Source organism: Defluviitoga sp. (assembly GCF_035349255.1).
Classification (GTDB): domain Bacteria; phylum Thermotogota; class Thermotogae; order Petrotogales; family Petrotogaceae; genus Defluviitoga.
The window spans coordinates 37,245-51,780 of record NZ_DAOPSE010000005.1 but is presented as its reverse complement, the minus strand read 5'-3'; the positions used below and the strand labels follow the sequence as shown (position 1 = coordinate 51,780).

14 protein-coding genes are annotated in these 14,536 nt (G+C 31.9%); 5 read left to right on the top strand and 9 right to left on the bottom strand.

The window, feature by feature from the left end; genetic code table 11:
• Window position 1: 1 nt before the first annotated feature.
• The 9 genes from PKN74_RS02570 to PKN74_RS02530 form a co-directional block, all read right to left on the bottom strand.
• Window positions 2-865: a deoxyribonuclease IV gene (locus PKN74_RS02570; RefSeq protein ID WP_472308298.1), complete on the bottom strand. Its 864-nt coding sequence runs from the start codon at window positions 863-865 to the stop codon at window positions 2-4.
• A gap of 14 nt (window positions 866-879) precedes the next feature.
• Window positions 880-2,241: a GlmL-related ornithine degradation protein gene (locus tag PKN74_RS02565; RefSeq protein ID WP_472308296.1), complete on the bottom strand. Its 1,362-nt coding sequence runs from the start codon at window positions 2,239-2,241 to the stop codon at window positions 880-882.
• Complete coding sequence (aspC, locus tag PKN74_RS02560) at window positions 2,222-3,385, bottom strand: aspartate aminotransferase (RefSeq protein WP_472308294.1); 1,164 nt, start codon at window positions 3,383-3,385, stop codon at window positions 2,222-2,224. The genes PKN74_RS02565 and aspC overlap by 20 nt, the downstream gene beginning before the upstream one ends.
• A 16-nt stretch (window positions 3,386-3,401) precedes the next feature.
• The gene (gene rlmD / locus PKN74_RS02555) at window positions 3,402-4,763 is read right to left on the bottom strand and encodes a 23S rRNA (uracil(1939)-C(5))-methyltransferase RlmD (protein ID WP_472308292.1); all 1,362 of its coding nucleotides are present in this window, start codon (window positions 4,761-4,763) and stop codon (window positions 3,402-3,404) included.
• Between the two features lie 34 nt (window positions 4,764-4,797).
• A complete protein-coding gene (gene argS / locus PKN74_RS02550) occupies window positions 4,798-6,447 on the bottom strand; it encodes an arginine--tRNA ligase (protein WP_472308290.1) in 1,650 nt (549 codons plus the stop codon).
• Window positions 6,448-6,470: 23 nt separating this feature from the next.
• Window positions 6,471-7,145, bottom strand: a complete 675-nt coding sequence (locus PKN74_RS02545; protein ID WP_472308288.1) for an amino acid ABC transporter permease — start codon at window positions 7,143-7,145, stop codon at window positions 6,471-6,473.
• Window positions 7,142-7,927 carry an amino acid ABC transporter ATP-binding protein gene (locus PKN74_RS02540; RefSeq protein ID WP_472308286.1) on the bottom strand — a complete coding sequence of 262 codons (786 nt, stop codon included), beginning with the start codon at window positions 7,925-7,927 and terminating at the stop codon, window positions 7,142-7,144. The genes PKN74_RS02545 and PKN74_RS02540 overlap by 4 nt, the downstream gene beginning before the upstream one ends.
• A 1-nt stretch (window position 7,928) precedes the next feature.
• Window positions 7,929-8,600 carry an amino acid ABC transporter permease gene (locus PKN74_RS02535; protein WP_472308284.1) on the bottom strand — a complete coding sequence of 224 codons (672 nt, stop codon included), beginning with the start codon at window positions 8,598-8,600 and terminating at the stop codon, window positions 7,929-7,931.
• Window positions 8,601-8,757: 157 nt separating this feature from the next.
• The gene (locus tag PKN74_RS02530; RefSeq protein ID WP_472308282.1) at window positions 8,758-9,489 is read right to left on the bottom strand and encodes a basic amino acid ABC transporter substrate-binding protein; all 732 of its coding nucleotides are present in this window, start codon (window positions 9,487-9,489) and stop codon (window positions 8,758-8,760) included.
• Window positions 9,490-9,969: 480 nt separating this feature from the next.
• On the opposite strand from PKN74_RS02530, the gene PKN74_RS02525 reads away from it, so the two are divergent.
• The 5 genes from PKN74_RS02525 (at window position 9,970) to PKN74_RS02505 (ending at window position 14,533) form a co-directional block, all read left to right on the top strand.
• Complete coding sequence (locus PKN74_RS02525) at window positions 9,970-10,365, top strand: YbaB/EbfC family nucleoid-associated protein (RefSeq protein ID WP_472308280.1); 396 nt, start codon at window positions 9,970-9,972, stop codon at window positions 10,363-10,365.
• 102 nt (window positions 10,366-10,467) lie between these two features.
• The gene (gap, locus tag PKN74_RS02520) at window positions 10,468-11,472 is read left to right on the top strand and encodes a type I glyceraldehyde-3-phosphate dehydrogenase (protein ID WP_472308278.1); all 1,005 of its coding nucleotides are present in this window, start codon (window positions 10,468-10,470) and stop codon (window positions 11,470-11,472) included.
• 88 nt (window positions 11,473-11,560) lie between these two features.
• Complete coding sequence (locus tag PKN74_RS02515; RefSeq protein WP_472308276.1) at window positions 11,561-12,760, top strand: phosphoglycerate kinase; 1,200 nt, start codon at window positions 11,561-11,563, stop codon at window positions 12,758-12,760.
• A gap of 35 nt (window positions 12,761-12,795) precedes the next feature.
• Window positions 12,796-13,527 (top strand): triose-phosphate isomerase, encoded by a 732-nt coding sequence (gene tpiA, locus PKN74_RS02510; protein WP_472308274.1) that lies wholly within the window; start codon window positions 12,796-12,798, stop codon window positions 13,525-13,527.
• A gap of 151 nt (window positions 13,528-13,678) precedes the next feature.
• Complete coding sequence (locus tag PKN74_RS02505) at window positions 13,679-14,533, top strand: GNAT family N-acetyltransferase (RefSeq protein ID WP_472308272.1); 855 nt, start codon at window positions 13,679-13,681, stop codon at window positions 14,531-14,533.
• Window positions 14,534-14,536: the final 3 nt, after the last annotated feature.

Genomic DNA, 14,536 nt, shown 5'->3' with positions numbered 1-14,536 from the left:
GTTAGAGTTTTCCAATATTTTTTAGAATTTCTTTGACTACTTTAATATCCTCCGCATGCTCTTCATCGTCTCCAGGAGTTTCTAACAATAAGGGGAGTTTACAAACTTCATCAAAGGAAAGAAAATTTGCAAATCCCTTTGTTCCTATATAACCTTTTCCAATGAATTCATGACGATCTTTACCCGCTCCCAAATCATATTTTGAATCATTTAAGTGAATCATTTTCAGTTTTTCAAGTCCAACATTTTTTTCGATATCGTCGAATAACTTTAAAACTCCTTCTTTGTTTCTTATGTCATAATTTGAATCAAAACCGTGACAAGTATCAAAGGTTATACCTAATCTATTCTTGAATTCAGAAGCATTTATAATCGCTCCTAACTGTTCCATGCTGTATCCTATATTGCCACCTTTTTTTGCAACATTTTCAAGCAGAACTGTCACTTTTGTGTGTACTAATTCCTTAAAAATGATGTCTAATGCTTCAATGATTTTCTCAATTCCAAACTCTTCACCCATTCCTAAATGACTCCCTGGGTGAAAATTGTAGTAAAAAATACCTAACTTGTCAGTTGCTTTTATTTCTTCAACCATTGTATTGATAGATTTTTCCCATATATCATCTTTAGGAGATGCCAAATTAATCAAATAACTAGAATGTACTAAAACATCTTCAAAATCTATGTTAAATTTGTTCATGTTTAGTTTGAATTCGTCTACTTCTCTTTCGCTAGGTTGCTTCATATTCCATGTTCGAGGCGAATGGGTGAATATTTGAAACGTGTTTCCACCTATATTAACTGTATCTTCTGGAACTTTTTTAAATCCTTTGGATATCTTCATATGAGCACCAAGTTTAATCACGTTATCACTCCCATTTATAGAAATTCCACATCGTTGTTTAATAAGGAAAAAGCTATATCTTTGTAGTATTTTCCAATTATACCAATGTTTGCAAATATATAGTTTTTATCGTATGCAATTCTTACTTCTTTGGATGGCAGTAGTAGGTCTTCTGAAAATTTATGATATAAAAAACTCTCCATGATATGTTTTCGATATTTTGAGCGGGATAATATACCACCAGTTCCAAATAGTACTTTTACAGCAGTTAAATCTTTTCCTTGAGCTATTTTTTGCCTTCCCAAAGGTGTGTAAATATAATTGATTTTTCCTGCGTGTCTTTTGATAGATGTTAAGAGACAATGTTTTGATAAAAAAGCAAAAAACTTTTCTTCAATATCATTACTTGGAAATGGTGAAAGATTTTTTAATAATTCATCATAATTTCTAAAATATTGTTCAATGTCTTCTTTATCCATCAATTCAATAACATGGGCTGCATTTATATAGATACCTAGATCTCCATCTACTGTTCTCTTTGTTCTTGGTTCTGGCGAAACTAAAATTTTTTGTATTTCAGGTGATCCGTCAGTTACTGAAACAATATCTGTAGTGGCTCCACCAATATCGATCGTCATTACGTCTTCATATAATATGCTTAAAAGTTCGGTAGTACGTACAACGGCAGCAGGGGTTGGGATTATTTCTTCATCAACTATATCGTAGATCTTTTCCATACCAGGTGCGTTAGTTATATGTTTAGAGAATACTTCTTGTATGACTTTCCTAGCAGGTTCTACATTTAATTGATCAACCTTAGGATAAACATTTTCTGTTATTATTATTTTTTTGTTTTGATTTTCAAATATCTCTTTTATTTCTTCTTGTATTGCACAGTTTCCTGCATAAATAACTGGAGCGTTAAGGGGTAAACTAGCCAGAAGTTTTGCGTTTTCCATTACTATTTCTTCTTCCCCGTAATCCACTCCTCCTGATAATATGATTAATTTTGGATTTATTTTTTTAATTTGTGTTAACTGACTTTCACGTAATCTTCCCGCAGTTACATACTTTATAATAGCTCCGGCACCCAAAGAGGCTTCTTGAGCAGCTTTTACTGTCATGTCATAAACTAGTCCGTGAACTGTAACGGTAAGACCTCCTGCTGCTGAAGAAGTTGCTAAAAACTTTTCCCATTGAATTTTTTCTCCTAGTTTATCAGCTAAACCACTCAACGCCTTTTCTATACCAATTGTTACATCTCCTTCAGAGATTGTGGTTTCGCATTCACTTTGAGCCAATATTGTTACATCATTTCCTTTGAATTGAAAAGCAGTTAATGCAGTGGTAGTACTACCAATCTCAGCAACGAGTAAATCAATTTTCATTGAAGACATGTCTCCTATCTTTTAGAAAGCTTTTTAATATTTTTGTTGCTTCGACTAATTCATTAAAAGAAGCTGCAAAAGATAGTCTTATATATCCGTCTGTATAGAAAGCCGATCCGGGAACAACAGCTAATCCATACTCTAATAACCTGTCGCAGAATTCTATGTCACTTAAACCGAATTCAGAGATGTTTATAAAATAGTAAAATGCACCCTGAGGTTTTACAAATTTTAAGTTTAATTTTTTAAATTCTTCAAAGAGAAAATCTCTTCTTTTTTTAAATTCCTCTACCATAAAAGAATTATCCACCTCTAAGGCCTTTAGTGCAGCATATTGTGAAGGTGTATTAACATTTGAAGTAGAATGAGATTGAATTTTGGCCATTTGATCAATAATTTCTTCAGGAGCTAGAGCATATCCCACTCTCCAGCCTGTCATTGACCATGCCTTAGAAAAACTATTAACTACAATTAATCTATTTTTAATTTCTTGAAAGGTGCACATTGAAGTATAAGTATTGTCATATAGTAAGCAATCATAAACTTCATCACTAATAATCAAAAGATTATTTTTGATAGATAAAGAAGTTACTACATCTAAAAATTCTTTTGGATAGACGATTCCAGTAGGATTGTTTGGTGAATTTATTATTATCGCTTTGGTTTTATTAGTTATTGCCTTTTCTAAGTCTTCCTCAAGAGGTAAGAATCCATTTTCTTCATAACTTTTAACATGAACAGGAACTCCTTCGAGCATTCTGATTTGAGAATCGTAGCTAACCCAAGAAGGATCAAAAATGATTATTTCGTCTCCTGGATTAATAATAGAAAATAAGGCATTGAAAATTGCTTGCTTACCGCCATTGGTTACTATTACATTGTTTTCGTTGTAATTTGCCTGGTATTTCTCGTTTACGTATTTTGAGATCTTCTTTCTTAATTCTAAGATACCCCTATTATCAGTGTACTTAGTTTTGCCACTTTTCATCGCTAAGTAGGCAGCTTCTATTATTGGATCCGGTGTTCTGATGTCTGGTTCTCCTGCAGTTAGTCTTACGACTCTTTTTCCCGTATTTTGTAACTCTAAAGCTCTTGAATTTAACTCCATCGTCTTTGATAATTCCAAAGAAGCAATTCTCCCGGAAAGAAACAACTTTTCTCCACCTCTCTCAATGTTTTTTCTCCAAAATAACTACATTTTCTATGTGGTAAGTATTAGGGAACATATCAAATGGTTGAACGGAAACTAAATTAAAGTTTTTTGTTATAAAAATATTTAGATCTCTAGCAAGTGTAGAAGGATCACAAGAAACATAAATTGCAGCTTTTTCTGTGATATTTGAAATCATTTCAATTTCTTCCTCATTTAAACCGGCTCGTGGAGGGTCAATTATTACATAATCGAATTTTTTTGTCTTATTGTTGGATAGAAAGTTTTTCACCAACTCTTGTGTAACTTTTATATTTTTTATTGAATTTATATTAGCATTTGAAATTGAGGCTTTTGCAGAAACTTTAGAACTTTCAACTGATTCTACAAATTTAAAGATAGGTGCAAAGTAAACAGAAAAAAGTCCTACTCCACTATAAAGATCTAAAAGAGTATCTGTTCTTTTAGAATTGTTTTTGAAATAGTCTAAGATGTGTCTCAACATTTTTTTTGTTACATTGTAGTTATTCTGGAAAAAAGAGGTGGGAGGAATTTGAAACCTAAAGCCATCGAACTCTTCTTCAATTACTCCTTCTCCTAACAAGGTTCTATAAGGTCCTCTTAAGACTATTTTATCAGAACTATTCATCACGTGAATTAATGAGTTTATCAAGTGATTTTTTCTAAAATGATCTTTTATTTCTTTTTCAAAAGGTAAGTATTCTGTATGTGTAACAATTATTACCATAAGTTGATTAGAATAGAAAGTTTTCCGTAGTACTAAATGTTTTAATATACCAGTTTTATTTTTTTTATCATAAATCTTTATATTAAGTTTTTGTACCAGATCTCTGAAATTATTTTTGATACTATCGAACTCTTTAGGAGAAATAGGACAAGAGTAAATATCCACAACATTATTAGAATTTTTCTCTTTTAGACCAAGTTTTGGCTCTTGATCATTTTGAAAAGTAAACTCCATTCTATTTCTATACTCCCAAATTATATCACTTTTTATGATATTTTTGACGAAAGAATCATCTATTTTACCTATTCTTGATAATTGTTCTTTGACAATATTAGTTTTTGCATCCATTTGATATTCATACTTGCAATCAAGCCACTGACATCCTCCACATTGCGGAAAATGTTTACACTTCGAAGAAGTGCGATAGTTAGAGGGGACGATGATCTCAATGGGTTTGGCGAATACTAAATTTTTTGTTATTTTGGTAGGGGTAACTTTTAAGAAATCGCCTGGATATGAATTTTCTATTAAATAAACCTTTCCCTCATATTTAGCCAACCCGTACCCACCATAGACAAGTTTTTCTACGACTAGATTTATTTCATCTTGACTGGTAAAATTCTTATTTTGCATCTTTACACCTCGACATTAACTAAAAAATCTATAATCACATGCTTTCAGGTGCATTTACACCTAAAATAGAAAGACCTCTACTTAAAACTATTTTTGTCGCCTCACAAAGATTAAGTCTAGCCTGCATCAATTCATAACTTTCTGCGTTAAGCACAGAAAGTGAATTATAAAAATGGTGAAATCTTGAAGAGACTTTTTCTAGATACTGTGTTAGTAAATTTGGTTTAAATTGTAGACAGGCATTTTTTAATGAGTTTGGAAATAAAGCTAATTCTCTTAATAACATTTTTTCTTCATTCTTGTTGAGGTCATTTAATCCTAAAAACCTTTCATATTTTATACCTCTTTTTTCAGCTTCCTTGAAGATACTACAAATTCTAGCGTGAGCATATTGTACGTAATATACTGGATTTTCATTTGATTTCTTGATAGCTAAATCTACATCGAAGTTCAATGTAGTATCCGGATCAACCATTGCAAAAAAATATCTTACTGCATCTTTTCCCACGTTGTCAATCAATTCATCAAGTGTATAAAATTCTCCTTTCCTTGTTGACATTCTAACAAGTTCTCCATCTTTTTTGATGTTGACAAATTGATGAAGGACTATTTTTAAAAAATCATCTGGTAGCCCTAAGGCTTTAATAGATGCCATCATTCTGGGAATATGTCCATGATGATCTGAACCAAATATATCGATCACCTGATCAAACCCTCTTAGATATTTATAGTAATGATAGGCAATGTCATCGCAAAAGTACGTAGGTATTTTATCGTTAGATCTTATCAAAACCTTATCATTTTCATCTATAAGATCAGAAACTTTAAACCATATTGCACCGTCTTTTTCGTAAATATAACCTTTTGATTTTAATTGGCCTAAAGTGATATCTACAATATTATTTTTAAATAACAGCTTTTCACTGAAAACAACGTCAAAATTTATATCGAGTCGTTTTAGTGTGTGAAGCATTTTATTAAGCATGTCTTCAACTGCTTCTTCCATGAAAATATTTTCAATCTCTTCGTTCCATTTATCCTTAAACGAATTACCATACTTGTTTAAAACAATTTTTGCAGTTTCAATTAAATATTCTCCTACATATCCATCTTCTGGTATTTCATAATGCGAACCTAACAGTTCATTGTATCTAACCCACAATGATCTCGCTAACAGTTTAATTTGTCTTCCAGCATCGTTTAAATACATTTCTTTTTGTACTATATGTCCTGTTTGTTCATAAATGTTTCCAATTACGTCTCCCATAACAGCTTGTCTACCATGAGCAACGGTTAAAGGCCCTGTAGGATTGACACTGGCAAATTCAAATTGAATAATTTTACCTTTACCTATATCAATTTTGCCGTAGTTTCTAGGGTGGCTTACTATATGAGAACAAATTCTTTGATAAACGTTTGGAGATAAGAAAAAATTTAAAAAGCCATTAACGTTTTCCACTTTTTCGAAGAAACTACTTTTCGTAAGCTCTTTTGAAAGCTCTTGGGATATTATTTTAGGATTTTTTTTGAGTTTTTTAGCTAAAATGAAAGAAATATTGGAAGAAAAATCACCCAATTCATCCTGTGGGGGGATTTCAACAACATATTCTTCAGACAAATTAGTAATCCCAATATTTTTAAGCGCATCATCAATCTGTTCTTTTATTAAAGATATTATCTCCATTAATTATTCCTCCTAATTGAGTTTTATTCCCTAGCTTGTGATAGAGTTCCTGGTATTTTTAATCTATTTTCTATATATTTAAAAACTTCGCTAAAACCGGTAACCAACAGAAAATAAATTATAGCAGCGAAAAGGTAAACTTTAAAAAATTCAAAGTTACGACTTGCAACAAATTTTGCTTGAGCCATGATTTCAGGTGCTCCCACAATATAAGATAGTGAAGAATATTTCAATAAATAAATAAATTCATTTGTCCAGGAAGGAATGAATCTTCGAATGGCTTGAGGTAAAATAACAAACCTAATTGCTTGCCATTTTGTCATTCCGATTGAAAGAGCAGCATGCATTTGGCCTGAACTAATAGATTGTATAGCTCCTCTTAAATATTCCGCTTGATACGCAGATGAATTTAAGAAAAAAGCGATTATCGAAGCTGTTAAAGGTGATAACCTTATACCTATGACAGGCAAACTATAATAAAGAATAAAAAGTTGCACAAGTAAAGGTGTACCTCTAATTATTTCGATATAAAAATTGCTTATAGCGTACAAAGCCTTATTCCCGTACATTTTTGATAAAGCAAGAAGTATGGCTATAAAAAAGCCAATTACCACAGATGTTAAAGTTAAAAATAATGTAATCCATAATCCATCTAACATGTATCTCCAAGAACTTTGAACTATTTGGAAAAAAGTCATTGATTCTCTTCCTTTCCATATAATTTGGTTAATTTGTTCAAAAATTCTTTGGTTCTTTCTTTCTTAGGATTATTGAATATCACTTGAGGAGGGTCTTGTTCAACAATCACTCCACCTTCCATGAAAATTATTTCGTCAGCAACAGCTCTAGCAAATCCCAATTCATGGGTTACACAGAGCATTGTCATCCCACTTTTGGCTAATTCTATCATTACTCCTAAAACTTCACCAATTAACTCAGGATCCAAAGCAGAAGTAGGTTCATCAAACAGCATTAATTTTGGATTCATAGCTAATGCTCTGGCTATTGCCACTCTTTGCTTTTGGCCTCCAGAAAGTTGTGCAGGATAAAGATCAATTTTATTTTTTAAACCAACGCGTTCAAGTTCTTTTAAAGCAATATTAGTAGCTTCTTCTTTATTCATTTTTTTTACTTTTATTAAGCCTAGTCGTACATTATCAAGGACATTAAGATGCTCAAATAAATTAAAATGTTGAAACACAAAACCTATTTCTTGTCTTATTTTATGTACATTTTTTGCGGAAGTTATTTCATCATCTTCTAAGAATATTTTTCCAGAATCTACTTCTACTAATCTATTTATGCACATTAACAAAGTACTTTTACCCGTACCACTTGGACCAATTATTACTTTTGTTTCTCCTTTGTTCATAATAAAGGATATACCTTTTAGGACTTCAACTCCATTATAACTTTTATGTACGTTCTGTACTCTTAAAATTACGTGATTTGAGCTATTGCTGTCATTATTTTTGTTCATTTTACCCCCTCCTTACTTCGTATCCAGGAATAGCGAGTTTTTTCTCAACATAACCAAGACCTTTACTTAAAGAGAAGGTTAGTGCAAAATAAATCAAGCCGCAAATTACGTATATGAGTAAAGGTTTATTTGTTACAGCTATTATGTAAGTGCCTTGCCTTAACAATTCAATAACCCCTAGAGAATAGGCTAAAGATGTGTCTTTTAGCACAACTGCGGCCTCATTAGTCCACCCAGACAAAGATATTCGCATAGCCTGAGGAAAAATCACATTAAAAAATGTTTGAAATTTAGTCATTCCTAAGGAATAAGCTGCATCCACTTGTCCTTTTGGTAACGAAGAAATAGCTCCTCTGAATATTTGAGATTGATAAGCAGAACTTCTTAGTCCTAGACCAATAATAGATGCTACTAATGGGTTTAGTCTTATCCCTATTATAGGGAGACCATAGAAAATTAAGAATAAAATTACTAGTTCCGGAAGACTTCTCAGTATTCTTTCATAAAGTAGAAAAAATGTTTGCACAAATTTGCTTCCATATAATTGTCCAATAGATACAAAAATAGCCACCATAAATCCTAGAACTATACTGAAAAATGCTAATTCGAGAGTGACTACAGTTCCTTTTAAAAGATATGGTATTGAGTTTATAACAATTTGAAGGCTTTCCAATTTACATCCCCTTCTTGTGTTTTATAATGCATATCTTTTACATACTACATTAGAGGGGGCATTGCCCCCTCATTAATATTTAGATTAACTTATAGTTTTGTCAAGCAAAAAAAAAGACATAAAATAGTATTAAAACAAGTAAAAGTCTTAGTCTTATCTACTTAAAATACTTTTCAATCAATTCATCAAATTTACCTGATTTTTGTAATTCCAGTATGCCTTCATTCAAAAGATTTAATAATTCTTTGTTTCCCTTTTTAACAGCCATTCCATAGCTTTCTTCAGTTTTTATAATTCCTACTATTTTAACAGGATCTGTTTTAGTAAATCGTTCTGCAACAGGGCTATCTAAAACTATAGCATCTATATTTTTGTTTATCAAATCTCTAACAGCAAAGTTAAAAGTATCGTATCTGACGATATTTTTCTTTGGCAAAATATTTTTATCAACGAGATGTTCAGTGACCCACAGATCTCCGGTAGTACCTGTTTGTACTCCTATTTTGTGATTTCCAAAAAGAACGGTAATGTCAAAATCAGAATCTCTTCTTACAATAATGCTTTGATCGCCGCTGTAATATGGGATAGTAAAATCAACTACCTTTTGCCTTTCTTCAGTAATAGTCATGCCAGCCGCAATTATATCGATGTTTCCTGTTGTCAATGAAGGTATTAGTGAATCGAAACTAATATCGATAACTTCTACGTCAAAACCCTTCAATTTTCCAATTTCTCTTATAAGATCGATATCAAAGCCAACAAATTGCCCATCCTCTACATATTCAAAAGGTGGAAAAGATGCTTCAGTTCCAACTTTATAAGTAACTGAGAAAACAAAAAGTATGGGCATAAGAACGATAAAGGAAAGCAAAAAAAACTTTTTAAACATTCTAATCCCTCCCTTTCCTTGATGAAAAAACATTGTAAACCAAAATAGTTAAGATAAACCACGCTTTAATTAACCTTCTTTGAAATAAAGATGCTAATTTTATTTGAAAACAATTTTAATCTATGTTTTTTACATTTAATTATAACATATTTTTTAATTCGATTAATATTTAAAAAAGAATTTATTATTTACATTTTTGATGTGTAGATAATAGATCTTAATATTTTTTATTTGAAAAAACAGTGTGATATAATTAAGTTTAGATAAATTATAAAAAAGCCTTATTAAAGAAAATTAATCCATGAATATTTAAATTGAGAACATTTTTTCTTGTATAAAATTGGTTGTTGCTCTAGATATTTTAATTTGAGTAGGTTTTCGAATCTAGTTGTCATTATTTGTTTTAATAAATCTATATTCTTAGAGTATATAAGAATATTTAAAGTAAGCACTTTACATAAAATTTAAAGGAGGATACTCATGGCAAAAAAAATGAAAAGTTTAGGTGGAAGGTCATTATCTACCTCTTCAAAAAAATCTCCTAATGTGAATAATATGAACTTGTTGCTTCAAGAAGCACAAAAAGCCCAATTGGAAATGCAAAATGAAATAGAAGAAATGGAAAACTCATTGGCAGATGTAGAAGTTGAAGCTACAGCTGGTGGAGGAGTTGTAAAAGTTATTGCAACTTGCGATTTAAGAATTAAAGACATAATTCTTTCCGAGGAAGTTGAAGATGAAGATTTTGACACCTTGAAAGACTTAATAATTGCTGCTACAAATGAAGTGATTCAAAAAGCTATTCAACTAAAAGAAGAAAAGACAAATGAAATATCAGAAAAGTATTTAGGCCAATTACCTGATTTTGGTTTCTAAAAAATTTTAACTTTTTATTTTCAAAAAAGTATAAATAAAATTGTATAATATACTTAGAGAAAAAAATAACAAGCAAGCATATTACTAGGAGGTGTATTATTTATGGCAGTTAAAGTAGGAATAAACGGTTTTGGAAGAATAGGTAGGTTAGTATTTAGACAGATGGTTGAAAACCCAATGTTTGAAGTAGTGGCAATCAACGATTTGACAGATGCGGAAACTTTAGCCACACTTCTCAAGTATGATTCAGTTCATGGAAGATTCAAAGGTAGTGTTGAAGTGGTTGAAAATGGATTCAAAGTGAATGGCAAAGAAATCAAGGTTTTTTCAGAAAAAGATCCTGTTAATCTTCCCTGGAAAGATTTGGGAGTAGAGATAGTTATTGAGGCTACTGGGGTTTTTTTAAATAAAGAAAAGGCTTCTGCTCATTTGAAAGCTGGAGCAAAAAAAGTTATAATTACAGCTCCTGCAAAAGGAGAAGTTGATGCCACGATTGTTATGGGGGTTAACGAAGATATCTTAACACCTGAAATGGAAGTTATTTCAAATGCTTCATGCACGACAAATTCAATAGCACCTGTTATTAAAGTTTTAAACGATCACCTCAAAATTAAAAGAGGTTTGTTAACTACCGTTCATTCATATACAAATGATCAAAGAGTTTTAGATTTACCACATAAAGATCTAAGGAGAGCAAGAGCTGCTGCACTCAATATAATTCCTACAACAACAGGAGCTGCTAAAGCCGTAGGAGTGGTAATACCTGAATTGAAAGGAAAGTTAGACGGAATTGCATTAAGAGTTCCTACACCAGATGGATCTATCTCAGATTTAACTGTAGAAGTTGAGAAATCAACCACTGTTGAAGAAATAAACAGAATAATGAAAGAAGCTACAGAGAATGAATTAAAAGGAATTCTTGGATATAATGAAGAACCAATCGTTTCAACAGACATTATTGGTTCAGTTTATGCAGGTATATTTGATGCAACATTAACTAACGTAATCGACGGAAACTTTGTCAAAGTGTGTTCATGGTATGATAACGAAAATGGATATTCAGCAATGGTTGTTAAATTAGCTGAAAAATTAGTGAATATGTTATAAAATAAGATAAAAAAGGGGAGTTTCTTCCCCTTTTTGTTTAGATTTGAGACTTTTGGCTAGCAAAATATACACTAGGGGGTGTAAATTGATGAAGAAGCTTACGTTAAGAGATGTAGATTTAAAAGATAAAAAGGTTATAATGAGAGTAGATTTTAACGTTCCGATAAAAGATGGAAAAATAACAGATGATACAAGGATTAGGGCAGCCTTACCTACAATTCAATATGCATTAGATAAAGGTGCCAAAGTTATTTTACTTTCTCACTTAGGTAGGCCAGATGGGGAAAGAGATCCACAGTACTCATTAAAGCCTGTGGCAGAAAGATTAAAAGAATTAATAGATGCGCCAGTATATTTTGTAGATGAAACACGAGGTGAAAAAGTTGAAGAAGCGGTTTCAAAACTAAAAAGTGGAGAAGTTCTTGTTTTAGAAAATACTCGTTTTGAAAAAGGAGAAACAAAAAACGATCCTGAGCTGGCGAAATATTGGGCAAGTCTTGCAGATATTCATGTAAATGACGCCTTTGGAACGGCTCACAGAGCTCATGCTTCAAACGTTGGTATCGCAAATTATATACCTAGTGTAGCTGGCTTTTTGATGGAGAAAGAGATTAAATTTTTAAGCGCTGCAAATGAAAATCCTCAAAAACCTTATGTTGTAGTGTTAGGTGGAGCTAAAGTTTCTGACAAAATAGGTGTAATAAACAATCTTTTGACAAAAGCCGATAGAATTTTAATTGGTGGAGCAATGATGTTCACTTTTCTTAAAGCTTTAGGCAAAGAGGTCGGATCTTCAAAGGTAGAAGGAGATAAATTAGATGTAGCAAGAGAAATTATGGAAAACGCTAAGGCTAAAAACGTTGAATTAGTATTACCAGTAGATACAGTTGCTGCACAAAAGATGGAAGCAGGAGTAGAAAAGAAGGTTTTTAAAATAGATGAAGGAATACCTGAAGGTTGGATGGGACTAGATATAGGTCCTGAAACTATTAAGCTTTTCACTGAAAAGTTGTCAGACGCTAAAACAATCTTTTGGAACGGTCCTATGGGAGTTTTTGAAATAGATGATTTTGCAGAAGGAACAAAAAAGATTGCCGAAGCAATAGTAAATGCTACTAAAAAAGGTTGCATAAGTATAGTAGGTGGAGGAGATTCTGCGGCTGCAGCTGAAAAATTTGGCTTAGCAGAAGAATTTTCACATGTTTCAACTGGAGGAGGAGCTTCTCTAGAGTTTCTTGAAGGTAAAGAACTTCCCGGAATTGCTTCTATTTCTGTAAAAAAAAACTGAATAACAGAAGATTTATTCTTGCTGGTAATTGGAAAATGAATAAAACAAATACTCAAGCTGCACAATTTACTTCAGGATTGATTGGGAGGATAGGAAACGAAAGTAAATTCGAGATAATCCTATGTCCACCTTACACCGCCTTAGAAAGAGTATCCGATATCGTTAGCAGTTCCAAAATTAAAGTAGGAGCGCAAAATGTTTTTTATGAAGAAAAAGGAGCTTTTACAGGTGAAATTTCTACTGAAATGTTAACAAATTTAAATGTTCGATATGTGATAATTGGTCATTCAGAAAGAAGACATATTTTCGGTGAAACTGATGAAATGATTAATAAAAAACTGAAAAAGATTGTTAAAACCAGTCTAACTCCTATCTTATGTGTAGGTGAGAAATTAGAGGATCGCGAAAAAGGACTTACATTTAACGTTGTCGAAAGACAGATTAAAGAGGCTTTTTTTGGTCTAACTCCTGAAGAAGTTTCTCGTGTTGTTATTGCATATGAACCAGTTTGGGCTATTGGTACAGGAAAGGTTGCAACACCTGAGCAAGCTCAAGAGGTTCATGAATATATCAGGAATTTACTTAAAGATTTATTTGGTGAAAGTTTGGCAGAAGGAATGACGATACTTTATGGTGGGAGTATTAAAGCTAATAACTTTTTAGGTCTTTTCTTAAAACCTGATATTGATGGTGGTTTAGTTGGAGGAGCTTCTTTGACAGAAGAATTTATAGAATTAGCAGAAATTATGAGACAAGTTATCGAATAGATATAATCAACCGCATCTATGCGGTTGATTTTATTTTTAAAGATTTATTTAAGATTTATGTGTTAGAATAATTTTGGAGAGTATGAAGTATATATGTACAACTGACCATTTTTTTGAAAGTGGTTTATGCTTGAAGAAGAGGAGGAACTATATGTTTATTTTTAAGCCTTTGAGTCAAGTTTCTATGTCTGTTTTAGTCGACCTTGTAAACGAAGTTTTCAAAGATTATGTAGTTCCTGTAAAATGGACATATGAGAGTTTTAATATGGACATTAAAGAAAATTCAATTTCTCTAGAAGATTCTTTCGTGGTTTTTTCTGATGAAAAACCAGTAGGATTTTGCATTATTTCTCTTAGGAGTAGAATAGGTAGGATCGATTCTATAGGCGTATTGGAAGAATACAGAGGAACGGGTTTAGCTTCTCAAATGCTTTTTAGAGTCGTCGAAAATCTAAAATGGAAGGATATCGATAGTATAATATTAGAAGTTGTAGAATTGGATAAGAGGTCTGTTAGATTTTATGAAAAACATGGATTTAGATCTAAGAGGAATTTGTATTCTTATCTCAAAAGAAAAAATGATAGGACACTGAAAGTTCCTTATTTTAAATATGAAGCTACCACTTCAGATGGTGTTTATGAACTAGCACAAATTGCTAAACTTAGACTGAAGAGAGATCCTAATTGGCAGAGAGATCCTATGACTTTAAAGCTTAGCGATCAAAGGTATATTAATGAAGTAATATTAAATGAACAAGGTGAAAAGATAGGTTATATTGTATGGGGATTAAACGAAGACAATGCCTTCATTGTAGATGTTTCTCCAATAGCTGAAGCTTACAAATTCTCAGATATAGTGAAAGATGTAACTTTAAAACTATTTCAAATAAAAGATGAAATAATTGTAATTACTGTTCCTGAAGATGATCCATTGAATAGTGCATTAATCGAAAACAATTATTTCTCTTTTATTAAACAACTAGAAATGGAAAGAAAACTGCACTAAATG